The sequence below is a fragment of the bacterium genome (assembly GCA_037128595.1).
Classification (GTDB): Bacteria; Verrucomicrobiota; Kiritimatiellia; order CAIKKV01; family CAITUY01; genus JAABPW01.
Window position 1 is genome coordinate 13,032 of record JBAXWB010000017.1, and the last position, 17,121, is coordinate 30,152.

Consider the following 17,121-nt stretch of genomic DNA (forward strand, 5'->3'; position numbering starts at 1 on the left):
GCCCTTTATATTCGAGCCTCGACAGGCATGGCTTACTGTGAGAAAATGATTGTTTGATGTCCCAGTAGACGCGAATGCCTGATGATGATTAGTAAACACCCAGAAGTTGCCCCGACGGAGGTTGAGGATGTGTCACGACAAAAGACCTCCTTGCTCAAGGCCATCTTGGAGAGCCCTCAGGGGGTCATCATCTTCTCCCTGGATAGCGCCTACTGTTATACGGAATTCACCCGCTCCCATGTTGAGACGATGAGGGGAATCTGGGGCGTGGAGATTGCCATCGGCCAGAACATGCTGGAGGTCATCACCAGTTTACCGGACCGTGAAAAAGCCAAACGCAATTTCGACCGCGCCTTAGCCGGGGAGTTCCTGCTGGAGATGGAGGAATACGGGGATCACGCCCACCTCCGCGCCTATTATGAAAACCGTTATAGCCCCATTTTCAATGCCGCCGGTACGGTCTCGGGGTTATCCGTATTCGTGATCGACATCACCGAGCGCAAAAAAGCGGAGGTGGCATTACGGGAGAGTGAGGCCAATTTCCATGCGTTTTTCGAATCCATGACCGATATGCTCATGGTGGGCACACTGGATGGTCAGACGCTTTTCACCAACCCGGCTGTCACACAAACGCTGGGATACTCGCCGGATGAACTCCGGGGGATGCATCTGCTGGACTTGCATTCGCGGACCAGCGCCATGGAAGCGGAGGAAATCTTTGCGGCCATGCTCAGGGGTGAGCGAAAAACCTGCCCCCTGCCGCTGGCCTGCAAGGATGGGCGGCTCGTCCCGGTTGAGACTCGTGCCTGGTTCGGACGCTGGAACGGGATGGAGTGCATCTTCGGTATTTCCAAGAATTTGACCGGCGATCAGGAGGCTCATCAGCGCTTCGAACGCCTGTTTCGGAACAATCCGGCCCTGATGGCGCTCTCCTCGCTGCCGGAACAGCGTTTTTCAGATGTCAATGATGCCTTTCTCAAGACACTGGGCTACTCCTGGGCGGACATCATTGGCAAAACGGTTGCCGACATCGGGCTTTTTCTGCACCCGGAGAAACAGGTGATGCTGGCGGATCAGTTGCGAACGGATGGGCGTATCAGCGGCTTTGAATTGCAGGTCCGGCGCAAGGATGGGGCGATCCTTGACGGGATTTTCTCGGGTGAAATCATCCGCAGTCAGGGGCGGGATTTCTTCCTGACCGTCATGGACGATATTACTGAGCGCAAACGGTCGGAAGAGGACAAGGAGAAGCTGCGGGCTCAACTCGTGCAGGCCCAGAAGATGGAGTCGGTAGGGCGTCTGGCCGGGGGCGTGGCGCACGACTTTAATAATCTGCTGATGGGCATCATGGGGTACACCGAACTTTGCAGGGATAGCCTGCCGGCGGAGCACCCCGGCCGCCTCCATTTGGATGAGATCATGCAGGTATCACAGCGCTCCGCCGATCTTACCCGGCAACTGCTGGCCTTTGCCCGTAAACAAGTCATCGCGCCGAGGATTCTGGACCTGAATGCGGCCGTGGAAGGGATGCTCGGCCTGTTGCGGCGGATGATGGGTGAGGACCTCCAATTGGCCTGGCTGCCGGGCACCAAGCTCGGGGCGGTGAAACTTGATCCCTCGCAGATTGACCAGATTCTGGCGAACCTGTGCGTCAATGCCCGGGACGCGATTGCCGGTGTCGGCAAAATCACCCTTGAAACCGCTAATGTCACACTCGATCAAGCCTACTGCGCCGGACATACGGGGGCCGTGCCGGGTGAGTATGTGCGGCTGACGGTCCGCGATGATGGCTGCGGCATGGAGGAACAGGTGCTGGCACAAATCTTTGAACCGTTTTTCACGACCAAGCCGGTCGGTGAAGGCACCGGGCTGGGTTTGGCTACCGTCTATGGCATCGTCAAACAGAATAACGGTTACATTGACGTGACCAGTAGGCCGGGCAGAGGGGCGTGTTTCAGCATCTACCTGCCGCGGGTCAATTGCGAGCCGACCCAATCACCCGGTGTCCTCCCTGCAGGCGCACCTCACGGGCGGGGAGAAACCGTCATGCTGGTGGAGGACGAAAGATCGCTTCGCGAGATCTGCCGGTTATACCTTGAGCGGATGGGGTACAAAACGTTGGTGGCGGAGAACCCTGCGGTTGCTCTCGATATGGCGGCCCGGCATCCGGAAACTATCCATTTACTGCTGACAGACGTGGTCATGCCCGGGATGAACGGCCGGGACCTGTCGAAAAACATGCTGCGACTTTATCCGCAATTAAAGTGCCTCTTCATGTCCGGCTACTCGGCCGATCTCATTGCCCGTCACGGTGTGCTGGACGAGGGCATGCCGTTCCTGGCGAAACCTTTTTCTCGCGACGCCCTTGCCCGTAAGGTGCGTGATGTGCTGGAGACTCCATGATTCCGAGGCCCTCCTTGTCATGGATCATCCTGTTAAGCGGCTTGGCGCTCACCTTGATAGCTACCGTTTATATGAAATCGATTTCGGACAGGGTGTCGGAATTGAATTTCAACACTCACTGTGGCCAAATCCGTGCGATCATTGAAAACCGGCTTGATGATCATGCCCGAATTCTGTTGGGCAGCGCGGCATTGTTTAATGTGACAGAGAAGGTTACGCGCGAGGGATGGCGTACGTTCAGCCAGTACCAGAAACTCGAAAAACAACTCCCGGGCATTCAGGGGATCGGGTTCTCACTATGGATTCCGCGGGCGGATCTGGCCCGGCACATACAGGATATCCGAAGCGAGGGCTTTCCGGAGTACACGGTGAAGCCGGAGGGGGCGCGGGAGTTCTATTCCTCCATCATCTATCTGGAGCCGTTTTCGGGTCGTAATTTGCGGGCCTTCGGCTATGACATGTTCTCGGAACCGGTGCGAAGGCTCGCCATGGAGCGGGCGAGGGATACGGATGCGGCGGCGCTCTCCGGGAAAGTGGTGCTGGTCCAGGAAACGGGCGAGGCCGTTCAGTCAGGCTCGCTGATGTATGTCCCGGTCTATCGTAAAGGGATGCCTGCGAATACTGTCGAGCAGCGCCGTGCGGCCATCTATGGGTGGGTCTATAGTCCCTACCGGATGACTGACTTGATGCAGGGCATACTGGGCGACCGGGAGAGAGGCCTGGAGCGGGATCTTCACCTCGAGGTTTTTGATGGCGCGCAAACGCAGCCACAGACCCTGCTATTTGAGGAATATCCCGCTACAGGGGAGGGACCTTTCAGGACAGGGGTGCGTTTTACACGCCAGATTCCGGTGGAGATGAATGGCCATTGCTGGACGCTGCGTTTCGCTCAGGCCGGGGCCGGGTATTTTGCGGTGGAGTACATAAAAATCTGGCTTACCCTGGTGGGCGGCACGCTCATCACTGTTTTGCTGTTTATCCTGATTCGAGTGCAGCAGAACATTCGTGTCAATGCGCAACGCTTAGCTGGAGAGTTGACCGTGAACCTGAGGGAGAGCGAAACCTCGTACCGGAATCAATTCGCCAATAATTCAGCGGTCATGCTCCTGGTAGATCCGGAAAGTGGCGCGATCATCGATGCGAATGCCTCTGCCGTGAGTTTTTATGGCTACCCGCGAGAGCAGTTGCTGGCGATGAACATCTCCGGCATCAACTCCCTGGCAATGCCTGAGGTCCGGGAGAAGATGGCGTCTGTCCCCCCGGTACATGGTAAGCTCTTCGCGTTTCAGCATCGCCTGGCCGACAACTCCCTGAGGGAGGTGGAGGTGTCATCAAGCCGGATACAATTTGGCGGGTGCATGGTCCTGCATTCAATTATCACAGATGTCACCGAACGCAAGAAAGCGGAAACGGCGTTGCGTGATATTTCCGAACGACTGGCGCTGGCCACACGAGCCGGCAACGTGGGGATTTGGGACTGGGACCTCGTGAGGAATATCCTGGTCTGGGACGACCAGATGTATCGGCTCTACGGAATCACTTCGGCTGAATTTAGCGGGGCTTACCCGGCCTGGCAGGCGGGGTTGCACCCGGATGACCGGGTGCAGGGGGATCTGGAGATCCAGATGGCGCTCCGCGGTGAAAAGGAGTTTGATACGGAGTTCCGGGTCCTTTGGCCGGATGGTTCCATCCGTAATATCCGAGCCATGGCGCATGTGCAACGCGACGACTCGGGCCATCCGCTTCGCATGATCGGTACGAACTGGGATGTGACCCAGTCGAAACTGCTGGAAGAAAAATTGAAATCCAGTGAGCAAAACTTCCGCATGTTCTTTGAGACGGTTGACGACCTGATTGTGGTCGGAACACCCGACGGGCGAATTTTGTTTACCAATGGGTCCGTCAACCGCCAGCTGGGCTACTCCAGCGACGAACTGCAAACGATGCAAGTTCTCGACCTGCATCCTGAGGAATACCGTAAGGAGGCAGAAATCATTTTCGGGGCCATGTTCCGTGCGGAGAGATCGTTTTGCCCGCTTCCGTTACAGGCGAAAAACGGCAGACACCTTCCCGTGGAAACCCGCGTGTGGTTTGGCAAGTGGAATGGACAGGATTGTATTTTTGGGGTCTCCAAGGACCTCACGGCCCTGAAGCAGGCGGAAGCCTCGCTAACGGATATTGCGCAAATGCAGAAGCTCCTGATGGAGTTATCCTCTCAATATATCAATATCCCGTTAACCTTTGTGCCCACCGCGATCCAGTTGTCCCTGGAACGGATGGGGAAATTCGTTTCCGCGGACCGGGCGTATGTGTTCCGGTATGACTTTGAAAAGAGGATCACTTCAAATACCTTTGAATGGTGCAATACGGATATAGAGCCGCAGATCGATCAATTGCAGGAAATTCCCCTGGACGTGATTCCGGACTGGGTTAGGGCTCACGAAAGTGGCACCTACATGTATATTGAAGATGCCGGTGCCTTGCCGCCGGGTGACCTTCGGCAAATTCTAGAGCCTCAGGGAATCAAAAGCCTGATTGCGGTTCCGATGCTGGCAGAACCGCGGTGTATCGGGTTTGTGGGGTTTGATTCCGTCAGGAAACACCACTCCTACACTGATAAGGAAATTTCCATGCTTTCGCTTTTCTCGCAAATGCTGGTCAATGTGGAGATGCGTGCGAAGGCGGAACGTGATTTGCTGCAATCGAACCAGCAACTCGAGGCCGCCACGTTGAGAGCCGGTGAACTGGCCACGCAGGCCACGCAGGAGAACACGGCCAAGAGCCGGTTCCTCGCCCACATGAGCCATGAGATCCGGACCCCGCTCAACGCCATCCTTGGGTTTTCACAGCTCCTGCAGCAAGACCAGGGCCTGGCGCTCAGTCAAAAGCAGCGGGTGGGGATCATCAACAGCAGTGGCGAACATTTACTGGCTTTGCTGAATGATATCCTGGAATTGTCCAAGATCGAGGCGGGCCGGTTGGAGTTGTCCCCGATCTCCTTCGACTTTCATGCCGCGATGAATGACCTCATCCTGATCTTCCGCATCCGGGCCGAAGCGAAACACCTGTCACTCAATATGGAGGGCCTTGAGCAGGTGCCACGCTATCTGTTCGCCGATGAACAGAAACTAAGGCAGGTGCTTATTAATTTGCTCAGCAATGCCGTCAAGTATACCGCCACAGGGGCAATCCGGGTGCGGGTATCGACCGAGCCACGAGGGGCGGAAGAGTGGCGGTTGAACATCGTCATTGAGGACAGCGGTTCCGGCATTGCGGCGGAAGAGATGAACCGGCTGTTTATCCCCTTTGAGCAGACCGCTTCAGGGCGTAGCAGTCATGCCGGGACCGGGTTGGGTTTGGCGATCAGCCGTCAGTTCGCGCGACTGATGGGCGGCGATGTGACGGTCGTCAGTGAAGTGGGGATGGGGAGCGTCTTCCGGCTCGAGCTTCCGGTTAAAGAGGGGGTGGCGATCGACCAGCCCGACAGGCGGCATGTTCTGGGGCTCGAGGGGGGGCAACCTCGCTGCCGGATACTGGTCGCAGAGGATGACACCGATAGTCGACTGTTTCTTGTTCAGTTGCTTGGTGAAGCCGGGTTTGACGTCGTTGAGGCGGCTAACGGCAAGGAAGCAGTCGAGGCGTTCACCCGGTGTCAGCCGCAATTGGTTTTGATGGATGACTGGATGCCCTTCATGCGAGGTGACGAAGCCATCCGCCAGATCCGGCAAAAACCGGGTGGGGCTGGGGTCAAAATCATCACGCTGACCGCCAACGCCAGCGATGAAACCCGCCACCGGTCCATTTCCGCCGGTACAGACCTCTTTATGGCAAAGCCGTTTCGGCCGCGGGTATTGTTCGATCATATTCAAGTGTTATCCGGGATCCGGTACGTCTACTCTGAACTCGTTTTTCCGGAAGAAGTTAACCCGGATATTCTGCCGGTCCTGACACGGGAGATGCTGGACTCCCTGCCCGGTGAGATGCGCACCCAACTCCGCGCCGCGGCCCTCGGTTGCCGGCAGGACCAGTTGCTCACGCTGACTCGCCAATTGACTGGGATGGCCCCGGAAATTGCCAGATCCCTTCAGGACCTGGTTGCGAAATTTGAGTATCACGCCTTATCTCAGTTGTTGAATTAGAATGATGACACCCACCAAACGAGCTCTTGCCGCGTCCCCTCCCAATGTCCTCGTTGTGGATGATGCTCCGGCTAATCTGGAACTGCTGGCGGGGATTCTCAGGGAACGGGGGATTGAGCCGCGGCCGGTCTTGTCCGGTCAACAGGCCCTCATGGCTGCGCTGGCCGATCCGCCTGACCTCATTCTCCTGGATATCAATATGCCGGAGATGAACGGGTTTGAGGTGTATGAGCGCCTGAAAAAGGAGGATGCGCTGAAGGACATTCCCGTGATCTTTATCACCGCCACTGATGAAACAGCGGATAAAGTGAAGGCGTTTTCCATGGGGGCGGTGGATTACGTGACCAAGCCGTTCCGGGCGGAAGAGGTGTGCGCCAGGTGTGAGACCCATTTGCGGCTACGGAACCTTCAAGTCAAACTGGCTGACGCCGTGAGTGAGTTGAAAGCGACGAATGTCACCTTGGATCAGCATGTGGAGCAGCTCCGGAAACTGACGGCAAAGGTAGCGCAGACGGACGAATGTGAACGCAAGCGCATGTCGATGATCCTCCATGATCAACTTCAGCAAATTCTTGTGGCGGCCATTATTAAGGTCGGTTTGCTGGATCGTCTGGCACCGGAAAAGGACTTCGCGCTGGCCATCCGGGAAGTCCGCAAGTTGTTGGATACGATGCTCACTGTGTCGCGATCTGTGACCACGGATTTATTCCCCCCCATTATTATCGACGCTGGACTTGTTCCGGGTTTGCGCTGGCTCGCCGACTGGATGTGTGAAAAACACGGCCTGCTGGTGGTCGTGACCGGAGATAAAGCCATCAATGTTCCGGAATCCCTCAGGCTTTTGATATTTCAGACTGTACGTGAGCTGCTCTGTAATATTGTTAAGCATGCTAAAACCACCAGCGCGGAGGTGGATCTGGATCTATCTGCGGCCGCGTTACTCCGCGTCGTCGTCACCGATCATGGGGTGGGGTTCTCCCCCGATGTGTTGGCGGCTCTCTTTACCTCCGAAGGCCTCGGATTATTTTTTCTACGTGAACGACTGGCTTGCATCGGGGGCACGCTCGACGTGGCGACGTCTTCCACGCAGGGCGCGCAGGTCTCAATAACACTACCTATAAACCGGAAATGATGACTATGATGAATAAAACCCTTCCGCCGCCCAACGTCCTGATTGTAGATGATGCACCCGCTAATCTTGAGTTGCTTGCGGGAATTCTCAGGGAACGGGGGATTGAACCGCGGCCGGTCCTGTCCGGTAAACTGGCCATCCTGGCGGCGCAGGCCGATCCGCCAGACCTCATTCTCCTGGATATCAATATGCCGGAGATGAACGGGTTTGAGGTGTATGAGCGCCTGAAAGCGGACGCCGCGTTCAAGGGTATCCCCGTCATCTTCATCACCGCACTCATGGAGACGGCCGATAAACTGAAGGCATTTTCGATGGGGGCGGTGGATTATGTGACCAAGCCCTTTCAGGCCGACGAGGTGTGCGCGCGTGTGGAGACCCACCTCCGCCTGCGGAAACTTCAACTCGACGTGGAGACCTATAATAACCACCTTGAGGAGCTTGTTCAGAAAAAAATCAAGGAGATCTCCCGCTCCCAGATGGCCACCATCTTTGCGCTGGCGAAACTGGCGGAATCACGCGATAGCAATACCGGTCAGCACCTAGAGCGGGTTCAGACCTTGAGCCGGATTCTGGCCTGCGAACTGAGGGGAATGCCGCAGTATGCCAGTATCATCACGGATCTTTACCTTGAGAACCTCTATCAGGCCGCTCCGCTCCATGACATCGGCAAGGTCGGGATTTCGGACGCCATTCTTTTGAAACCCGGAAAGCTGTCCCCTGCCGAATTTGACGAGATGAAGCGCCATGCCGTGTTCGGTGCTGAAACACTCAAAGCGGTTCAGGCCGAATATCCCGGTAATTCCTTCATTGAAATGGGAATCGACATCGCGCAGTCTCATCATGAGAAGTTCGATGGATCAGGGTATCCCTGCGGGTTGAAAGGCGGGGCCATACCGCTTTCCGCTTCCATTGTGGCTGTGGCGGATGTCTACGATGCCATGCGGTCACAGCGCCCTTATAAGTCGGCCCTGTCCCATGCCGAGGCCACTGATTTTATTATTCAAAGCGGCGGCAAGCACTTGAGCCCTGACATCGTGGCGGCCTTTGCCCGACGGGCGGGCGATTTCGAGGCCCTGTACCCCTCCGGGGAACGGAGCTTGTGCTAAAACCTATAAACAGAGTTTTAGCAAGGTGATGACGCAAAGCTGAATTAGGTTTAAATTCTCTCGTGAAACTTCGCGCGAATCAAAGGTGGCGTTCTTCGTTCCTCGCGAGCGATTTGTCTATATCGCTGCGTTTAATCGGCCGTCGGCAGGTCTGCCGTTGCAGCGGATGCGGAAGTACCGAAGGCGGATGATGTCGGCCGCATCAAGGCGCTGTGGGAGGGGCGCTATGCGCCGCGATTTTCTCTTTGGTGCCTGTTGAGGTCCTGTCGCGGCGCATAGCGCCCCTCCCACCAAAAGTGGTTTGGGATCGAATAAGGTTCTTCTCCCTTATCGGTGATAGGGGGATCCATTACCTGCCCCTCAGCCGCCTATCATAGGGACTCTCTATGTCCAGAAATGGCTTTCTGGGAATGCGACAGAGATCGAGGTTAGAATTTAAAAATGATCGGTGGTTGATGTGGCACAGGCCGGGGCGTTGGCGGTAAAGATAGGGCGCTCGCGGTAGAGCGGGGAAAGGGTATTGCGGAAGGCTTCGTTGATGACCATGGCGGCGATGCCACGCTGGGGGGCATGTTCCGGCGCGGCCACTAATTCGATGGGGAGCGCTTCGGTACCGCGCCCTTGAAACTCCTGCTGGATGTGATGACGCAGGGATGGCAGCAGCGCCTCATAGAGTGCCGGCTCCTGTTCACCCAGCAATATGGCGTCCGGATCCACATAGGAGGCCAGGGCTCCCAGCAACCTGCCCAAGCGCGCCATCGCCTGGTCGGCTATCTCTGCCGCCTGCGGGTTTGTGCGGATCAACTCGGCCAAGTCAGCGGGGGTGGCCTCATCATTCATAAGGGGTTCCACCCGCCGTAACTCCGCGGCCAGGGCCGGAATGGCGCAATAGGTTTCCAGACAATCCGATTTGCCGCAGCAGCAGAGACGGCCTTCCTCTCCGGCCCGCATATGGCCCAATTCTCCTGCGTAGCAATGGGTGCCGGTATGGAGGTGCCCCTGGATGAGCAGGGCGGATCCAATGCCGGAGCATAGACTTAAATACACCACGTTGCTAAGGGCCGCCAGCCGCGGCTCAAACCATAAGGCGCCCCATAAACTCGCCCTGGCATCGTTTTCAACCATGACCGGACAACCCAGCAGCGCTTCCATGTCAGGGGCGAGCGAAACGCTGTTGACGGCGGGGAAGTGAATGGCCGAATGCCATAGCCCCGGTGCCGGATCGACGATGCCCGTCAAGGCAATGCCCATTCCTAACAACCGGCCCGGACATAACGTCCGTTGTGCATCGAGTCCCTGGAACAGGGCTGCCTGCAAGGTTTGGGCGGACGCCCGGTTGCTGATGGCCTGCCGGGTATAGTTATACACCTGGCCGTCCAGCCCGACCTGCGCGAACTCGATCCGGTCGGCCATGACCGCCCCTGTTACCACAAACCAGCGATCTGAAGTGAAGGTGAGCGGAGAACGGGGCCGATCTGGCTCGTTTAAGGTGACCAGACCCTCGGCAATCAGTTCATCCGTAAGACTGATAATACTGGAAATCCGCACATGGCATTCCCGGCTGAGTTCAGAGCGGCGCAGGGGGCCCTGCCGCTGCAGCATACGGAGCAGTTCGTACCGGTTGCGGTCTCGTTTAGTGATTTGGTCAGAAATCATCGGCTAACAATAGCGTTTCCAAAGCCGAAAAAAAGCCGAATATAAAAGAAATAATTCTTGCTCATTTTAATAATTATCGTATATGTGAGTTAATTATGAGTAAGAAAAACACTTTGAATGCGGGGGCGCAGATTAAGCCGGATCTGGATCCGGGGTTTGTGCCAATGGTTGGGGCTTGGCGACAGTTTCAGACGGAAGCGTCAAATACACCTGGTCATCAACCGTTTATGATGGCTTTGGCACAGCCTGACGGGGCTGTGAAACGCCGAAGCGGGAATTTGTTCCCTGCCGGCCACCCCCGCGCGACTGAAAATGCCCGGCATGTGGAACGCCTCGTGAAGTTTCTCCTCTGGGCGCAGGGGGGGCGTACGATCTATTTCAGCGGCCCTTCAGACGTGGCGGAGTCCCTGCGTCGCCACTATATCGACACCCCGGTAGGGCGTTTCGACAACGACCTGATCGGGAATAAAATCTATGAGGGCGCCTTGGAGGTGGTTGAGGTCACGCCTGATGCCGTGCCGGCGGAATACATCCCCGCCCAGCGAGTGGGCGGGAATCTGGATGGTTGCCGGATCGGGTTCGACCTGGGCGGGAGCGACCGTAAAGCGGCGGCGGTGATTGATGGTAAAGTGGTGTTCTCCGAGGAGATCCGTTGGCAACCATATTTCGAGAAGGATCCGGCCTACCATTACGAGGGGATCATGGATACGCTCCGGCGTGCAGCCAAACACCTGCCACGCGTAGACGCCATCGGCGGCAGTGCCGCCGGTGTGTATGTCGCGAGCGAACCCCGGCTGGGCTCGCTGTTTCGCGGGGTGCCCCAGGAGTTGTTCGACAGTCAGGTGCGTGGCCTTTTCGGGCGGATCCGCCGTGAGTGGAACAATGTGCCGCTCGTGGTCATGAATGATGGCGAGGTCACCGCTCTTGCGGGTGCCATGTCGCTTGGTGACAACGCGGTATTGGGTATTTCGATGGGCACGAGTCTGGCGGCGGGCTTTGTCACTCCTGACGGTTCACTGACCCCTTGGCTCAACGAACTGGCGTTCGCGCCAGTGGATGCGCGGCTCGACGCCCCGGCTGACGAGTGGTCGGGGGATCGGGGTTGCGGGGTTCAGTATTTCTCCCAGCAGGCGATTCCCCGCCTTGCGGCGGCGGCAGGGATTGAACTTCCGGAGGAGATGCCTCTCCCGGAGAAACTAGTAGCGGTTCAACAATTAATGGACAAGGATGATCCCCGTGCCCGCCGCATCTATGACACGATTGGCGTGTGGTTCGGGTATGCCATTCTGCTCTATGCCGATTTCTATCCGGTCCGGAACATCCTGGTGCTGGGCCGGGTCACGAGCGGGCCGGGCGGGGAGCGAATTCTTGCCCAGGCGCGGCGCGTGCTGGATGCTGAGGCCCCCGAGTTCTCGCGCACCCTGCGTCTGGTGATGCCGGATGAAACCAACAAACGCCACGGCCAGGCGGTGGCCGCGGCCAGCTTACCGAAGGTGCAATTATGACGAGCAAAACCAATCCTTATCTATCCTGGGTGACGCAGTTGGATGACTGGGCGAACGCCGGACGAACCCTGCCGTTAGGTGGTGTGGAGCTGCCGCCTCCACCCGCCATAAATCCTCAAGCGGCCAAGGTGTTGCTTTTTTCGCCGCATCCGGACGATGAGTGTATCATTGGCGCCCTGCCGCTGCGCCTCTCGCGGACGGGAGGGTTTCAGGTGGTCAATATCGCCGTGACGCTGGGCAGTAATGCGGCCCGCCAGTCACCCCGCTGGGCTGAGCTTCAGCAGGCGTGTTCCTTTTTGGGCTGGTCGACCGAGTGCGCGGTGCCCGGCGGCTTGGCGCGGATCACCCCCAAGGCCCGCCTGGAGGAGCCCGATCATTGGCGTCAGGCCGTGACAGCCATTCAGGCGGTTCTCATGCGGCACCAGCCTCAATTTGTGGTTTTTCCCCATGCCGCCGACTGGAATGCCTCCCACATGGGCACGCATGCCCTGGTGATGGATGCGTTAGCCGCCATGCCGGCGGGATTCCGTTGCGGGATGATTGAAACGGAGTTCTGGGGCGCGATGTCGACTCCGAACCTCATGGTGGAGTCAAGTGTCGCGGAGGTGGCTGACCTGGTGGCAGCGATTGCATTACATGTTGGCGAAGTCCAACGGAATCCCTATCATCTCACCCTGCCGGCCTGGATGCAGGACAACGTGAGGCGGGGCGGGGAGATTGTGGGTGGCCAGGGGGGCTCGGCTCCGGACTACCGGTTCGCCACCTTGTATCGCGTAGGCGTCTGGAGTGATGGTGCCAGGCGCGAGCCGCCGGCGGGATTTAAACGGTTTCTGCCAACAGGTGGGCCGGATTTGAAACAATGGTTGGCGGATCTGGCGCGGAAGTGAGCCTGAGCCGGCTGGTAAAGGAAAATAGAGAATGAGCACAGGTAATGCGGTGAATTTCAAGTTTCATGAGGTTGTCAAACGGTTTAGGGCCTGGGGGGATTTCGTTGAGGCCGTGCCGTATGGGTCGGGTCATATTAACGACACCTTCAAAGTGACGTTCGGTATGGCCGGTGCTCCGGTGCATTATCTGCTCCAGCGCATCAATCACAACATCTTCAAAAATCCCCGTGCGGTCATGGATAACATTGTGCGGGTGACAAACCATGTACGCAGCCGGCTGACCGAGGCGGGGGTGGCGGATGTGACCAGGCACTCTTTGTGCGTGGTGTTCACCCGCGATGCGCAGCCCTGTCATCAGGACGCGGATGGAAACTGGTGGCGGATGTACCTGTTTGTTGAAGGCGCCCGGACCTATGACACCATTCAGAATGAGCGGCAGGCCTTTGAGGCGGCCCGGGCCTATGCCCGGTTCCAGAACATGTTGGCCGATCTCCCTTTGCCGCGCCTGAACGAGACCATTCCCAATTTTCACAACACGCCGGTCCGCCTGGAAGCGCTGAAGAAGGCGATCGCGAATGATGCCTGCAATCGGGCGGTAGAGGCGCATAACGAAATTGCGTTTGTTGAAAAGCGTGCCGCCCTGTGCGGCCGTCTGCTGGACCGTCATGCCAAGGGGGAGATCCCCGAGCGGATTACCCACAATGATACCAAGCTCAACAATGTGATGCTGGACGACACCACGGGCGAGGGCGTGTGCGTGATTGACCTCGATACCGTGATGCCCGGGCTGGCGTTGTACGATTTTGGAGATATGGTGCGCAGCGCGACCGCCGCCGCGTCTGAGGATGAACGGGATTTGAGCAAGGTGCGGATGCGGCTTGAAATGTTCAAGTCGATTGCCGGTGGGTACTTGTCGGAAGCGGGCTTCCTGAATCCGGCGGAGCGGGAGGAACTGGTTTTTTCCGCACGGCTGATCACCCAGATGATCGGGATGCGATTCCTGACGGATTATCTTCAGGGCGATATTTACTTCAAGACCAAGCGGCCGGGACAGAATCTCGATCGCTGCCGGGCTCAATTCAAGATGGTCGAGAGCATGGAAGCCCAGCAGGATGAGATGGAGCGCGTGGTGGCCGCCGCATGGTCAGACCCAAAATGAAGAGTTTGAACAGAAGTCGCTAAGTTCGCGAAGGATGGTGCGGCGGGGTCCGCCGTACCATCATAAGGTGATTCACCCTAACACGGTCTTGAGATACAGTTCACGGAGTTCGGCGGCCCGGATGTCCGTGGTGACTTCGATGTTCGGGACGTTGCCGCCCACCACCGTCATGCCGCGGGTGATTTCCCCTTTGGTCTCAATGCGGACCGACTTGGGTGTGGTGGTGTAATAGCTGCGGTCGAACGACCAGACGATCGGGAAGATGTCATACATTACGGGGCCGGGTTTCCAGTTCTGGACCGGATGCCAGAGCTCGATGGCTTTGGCCAGCGCCTGACAAAGCGGGGATGGATTCGTTCTGAATAACTCGCAGTCCTCTTTGGAGAGGACAAACCGCCGCGTCACGTCCCAGGTCCCCATGAAAATAGGGATGCCCGACGTCAGAACCACATCGGTGGCTATATAATCAAATGCCGCATTATGTTCGATGCGGTTGAGTGCGACTTCGCCGCCCATCATGGCGATGTATTTGATTTTTCCGGCGATCTCCGGCTTCCGTCTCAGGGCACAGGCGATATTTGTCAGGGGGGCGATGCAGGCGATCCCAATCTCGCCCGGGTAGGCTTCAACCGTGCGAATGATCAGGTCGACGGCATCATCGGTTCCCGGCTCATCCCGGACATCTTCCGGTTCCGCAAAGGCATAATGATTCATCGTGCAGGCGAAATCATGCTGATTACGAAGGTCCGCCTCCGAGAGTTGGCGCAGCGGCAGTTGCATACCTGCGGCAACAGGAATATCCATCCGGTCCAGATAACGCAGGAGCCGTTTAACCAGTCGGGCCCGCTTGTCAGAGGGTAGCGTGACGGTGGTGATGGCCTTGATGTCCAGTTCCGGACGACGCAAGGCGAAAAAGAGAGCCAACAGATCGTCAATGTCCTGGCCGGGATCGGTGTCGATGATAATTTTTTGCATAAGAGATTTTGAGGGATGGGTCAGTGTGGCGTTCCGTGGGAAGCGAGAAATCTTTTTCGCACTTTGTCGACGTGCTTCAGTGTGTCAGGTCCAAGTCGGAGGGCGATGGTCTTTTTCTTCCAATGAGAGCTTTTGCCAGAAGGATGCCAGTTCCTTGTCACCTAGACTGAACTCCTCGTAAAGTTCTCCAATCAATGATTCGCAGGCAATCAGATTGCTAATGATTTTTCCCTGGGCTTCACGAATGTGATGCTTGATGTCCATAATTTACTTCCGATTATCCCCTGCCTGTTACCTATTGTTACCCAAACGCTCATTAAAGATAACGCTTGTGTAGCGATTGTCAATTCGTGTTGAATCGGTTTTAAATAATTAGGTGTAAATAAATGAAAATGGCCATGCGTAAAAATATTAGTTATTTGGTTTTCGCCGTACTTCTGGCGGCGTCACTGACTTACGGATCCGATGTCAGGATTCTGGCCACCGATCGGGATATGGATGGGCTCACCGCTTTTCCGGCCAAGCCGGTGGTTTCCTGGCAATGGACCCCGGAAGAGAAACGACAGGCCGACCATTTCAGCCGGATGGAGTTAAGCCGGGATTCTGCCGGGGCGATGCTGTTGACGTTAAACCTCTCCCCCTTGATCCCGTTTAAGCGTCCCTATCTTGAGCTCCTGAATCTCGGGGTTAAATACTTCCCCCCCGAGGCGGATGCCATCCGGCTGAAGGTCAGGGCGGTTTCAGGCAGGATGATCATCGGGTTTGGCGGGCCCACGGCCTACTTCGGAAACAGTGATGCGTTTCTCCGGCCGGTTTTTGTGGATGCGGCCCGGGATGGAACGGAATGGCGAACCGTCGAGGTCTCATTGCATTACGGACTGTTCCGGAATTTCCGACGCGCTGGGTACAGTATCAATGCTCCCTGGATCTACTATGCCCGCTGGGCTCAGGAGCCGACCTTCCTCTATGCGTTCAAAGGGTCCGGGGGCGATATCCAGATCAAAGATATCGAACTGGTGGCCCGGGATCTGGCAAAACCTTTTCCGGTTTTTAGTGATGGCGAAGTGACACCCGTGGCAATTTTGGCGGATTTTACTGCCTCCAATGCCGCCGATAAATGCTTTTCCGTGCTGGTGGGGCAGAGTAATAAGGAATTCGACGGGTCATGGAATGCGGCGAAACCGGGTGCCCATCCGCCTGCGGCGATCCGGATCCTGGACGATCGGGAGGCCGGCCGGTTTCTCCATGCCCGCGGTGTGTTCCTTGAGGAGGTCAGCGCGGTCGGCGTGACACTCGCGACTTCGCAAGCGGGGGAGGGCTTTCGCTTTCGCATTAAAACCGATACGGATGCCATGAACCTGATGCTTCCCGCAGTTCCATGCCAGCCTCTGGACTTCCTGCTGTATGAGGTTCCCGATCCGGTCACATTTGACTGGAGCCCGTTTTTAGCTTCCCAGGAGTTGAGAAAGGGGGCGACCAAGGGGTATGACCGTAATCTGTCCTATGACACGTTGAGAGGGGTGCCGGGACTGTCCCTGGCCATTTATCATGCCCGGCGGTTTATCCCGAAAGGCCAGTGGTGCGATCCCATTGTTCCCTTTGCGGATTTCCTCTGCATCTACGGATGTGGAGGTATGACTGACCGCTTTGAAAAGCAACTTCCGCCGAGCCCCGGAAAGTTGATTGCGGCGGCCATTCTCGCCCCCTGGCCCCGTAAAGGCCGGGCGGAGATTTCAATCGATCTGCGGGACATCGCGCTCGTGACATTCAAGGAGAGCCAGGGAAGTCGACAATCGTATTTTCAATTTCCAGAGCCCGCCCGCCTCAAAAGCGTCAAGTCGCGAAAAGGGTACTACTCATTCCTTCTGGCCCCCGGAGAATCAGCGCTCCCGCCTGAGCTTAAACACTTCATGGACGAGTTGGAATAAAGGTCGAAATAATTATGAACCCCATATCGCAAGCCTTTTTAAACCCGCCGCGTGAATTTAGTGTGATGCCGTTCTGGTTCTGGAATGACGCGCTGGACCGGACCGAACTGATCCGCCAGTGACCTGTTGAATCCGGAAGCCGTGGCCATGTTCCTGAAGCTGGTCTAAGACAAATTCGCGGAGTCGTTCTCCGGCTATTTCGGCAAAACGGTGATGGGTATTTTTACCGAT

The 17,121-nt window shown here is 56.9% G+C and carries 11 protein-coding genes; 8 read left to right on the plus strand and 3 right to left on the minus strand.

Features of this window, described 5'->3' with window-relative positions; genetic code table 11:
- Positions 1-129 precede the first annotated feature (129 nt).
- The 4 genes from WCS52_11475 to WCS52_11490 are packed head-to-tail and all read left to right on the plus strand — an operon-like array spanning position 130 to position 8,780.
- Positions 130-2,403, plus strand: coding sequence for a PAS domain S-box protein (locus WCS52_11475; GenBank protein ID MEI6167806.1), 2,274 nt, complete (start codon positions 130-132; stop codon positions 2,401-2,403).
- Complete coding sequence (locus tag WCS52_11480) at positions 2,400-6,542, plus strand: CHASE domain-containing protein (GenBank protein MEI6167807.1); 4,143 nt, start codon at positions 2,400-2,402, stop codon at positions 6,540-6,542. The genes WCS52_11475 and WCS52_11480 overlap by 4 nt, the downstream gene beginning before the upstream one ends.
- Before the next feature lies 1 nt (position 6,543).
- Entirely contained in the window at positions 6,544-7,674 is a 1,131-nt protein-coding gene (locus WCS52_11485; protein ID MEI6167808.1) for a response regulator, read from the plus strand.
- A gap of 5 nt (positions 7,675-7,679) precedes the next feature.
- Positions 7,680-8,780, plus strand: coding sequence for a response regulator (locus WCS52_11490; protein MEI6167809.1), 1,101 nt, complete (start codon positions 7,680-7,682; stop codon positions 8,778-8,780).
- A gap of 435 nt (positions 8,781-9,215) precedes the next feature.
- On the opposite strand, the gene WCS52_11495 is transcribed toward WCS52_11490, so the two are convergent.
- The gene (locus WCS52_11495; protein ID MEI6167810.1) at positions 9,216-10,436 is read right to left on the minus strand and encodes an ROK family transcriptional regulator; all 1,221 of its coding nucleotides are present in this window, start codon (positions 10,434-10,436) and stop codon (positions 9,216-9,218) included.
- 95 nt (positions 10,437-10,531) lie between these two features.
- Between WCS52_11495 and WCS52_11500 the strand changes: the two genes are divergently transcribed.
- The 3 genes from WCS52_11500 to WCS52_11510 are packed head-to-tail and all read left to right on the plus strand — an operon-like array spanning position 10,532 to position 13,987.
- Positions 10,532-11,941: an ROK family protein gene (locus WCS52_11500; GenBank protein MEI6167811.1), complete on the plus strand. Its 1,410-nt coding sequence runs from the start codon at positions 10,532-10,534 to the stop codon at positions 11,939-11,941.
- Entirely contained in the window at positions 11,938-12,828 is an 891-nt protein-coding gene (locus tag WCS52_11505) for a PIG-L family deacetylase (protein MEI6167812.1), read from the plus strand. Before WCS52_11500 ends, WCS52_11505 begins: the two co-directional genes overlap by 4 nt.
- Positions 12,829-12,859: 31 nt before the next feature.
- Positions 12,860-13,987 carry an aminoglycoside phosphotransferase family protein gene (locus WCS52_11510; protein MEI6167813.1) on the plus strand — a complete coding sequence of 376 codons (1,128 nt, stop codon included), beginning with the start codon at positions 12,860-12,862 and terminating at the stop codon, positions 13,985-13,987.
- A 72-nt stretch (positions 13,988-14,059) separates the two neighbouring features.
- Here WCS52_11510 and WCS52_11515 read toward each other — a convergent pair whose 3' ends face one another.
- Together WCS52_11515 and WCS52_11520 are read right to left on the minus strand one after the other, a co-directional pair.
- A complete protein-coding gene (locus tag WCS52_11515; protein MEI6167814.1) occupies positions 14,060-14,962 on the minus strand; it encodes a nucleoside hydrolase in 903 nt (300 codons plus the stop codon).
- Between the two features lie 84 nt (positions 14,963-15,046).
- Positions 15,047-15,226: a hypothetical protein gene (locus WCS52_11520; protein ID MEI6167815.1), complete on the minus strand. Its 180-nt coding sequence runs from the start codon at positions 15,224-15,226 to the stop codon at positions 15,047-15,049.
- A gap of 134 nt (positions 15,227-15,360) precedes the next feature.
- On the opposite strand from WCS52_11520, the gene WCS52_11525 reads away from it, so the two are divergent.
- Entirely contained in the window at positions 15,361-16,890 is a 1,530-nt protein-coding gene (locus tag WCS52_11525) for a hypothetical protein (protein MEI6167816.1), read from the plus strand.
- Positions 16,891-17,121 lie beyond the last annotated feature (231 nt).

Bases quoted from the DNA above. Each gene is read 5' to 3' on its own strand.
- WCS52_11480 (MEI6167807.1), top strand. From the start codon at position 2,400: ATGATTCCGAGGCCCTCCTTGTCATGGATCATCCTGTTAAGCGGCTTG.
- WCS52_11485 (MEI6167808.1), top strand. From the start codon at position 6,544: ATGATGACACCCACCAAACGAGCTCTTGCCGCGTCCCCTCCCAATGTC.
- WCS52_11490 (MEI6167809.1), top strand. From the start codon at position 7,680: ATGATGAATAAAACCCTTCCGCCGCCCAACGTCCTGATTGTAGATGAT.
- WCS52_11495 (MEI6167810.1), bottom strand. From the start codon at position 10,436: ATGATTTCTGACCAAATCACTAAACGAGACCGCAACCGGTACGAACTG.
- WCS52_11500 (MEI6167811.1), top strand. From the start codon at position 10,532: ATGAGTAAGAAAAACACTTTGAATGCGGGGGCGCAGATTAAGCCGGAT.
- WCS52_11505 (MEI6167812.1), top strand. From the start codon at position 11,938: ATGACGAGCAAAACCAATCCTTATCTATCCTGGGTGACGCAGTTGGAT.
- WCS52_11510 (MEI6167813.1), top strand. From the start codon at position 12,860: ATGAGCACAGGTAATGCGGTGAATTTCAAGTTTCATGAGGTTGTCAAA.
- WCS52_11515 (MEI6167814.1), bottom strand. From the start codon at position 14,962: ATGCAAAAAATTATCATCGACACCGATCCCGGCCAGGACATTGACGAT.
- WCS52_11520 (MEI6167815.1), bottom strand. From the start codon at position 15,226: ATGGACATCAAGCATCACATTCGTGAAGCCCAGGGAAAAATCATTAGC.
- WCS52_11525 (MEI6167816.1), top strand. From the start codon at position 15,361: ATGCGTAAAAATATTAGTTATTTGGTTTTCGCCGTACTTCTGGCGGCG.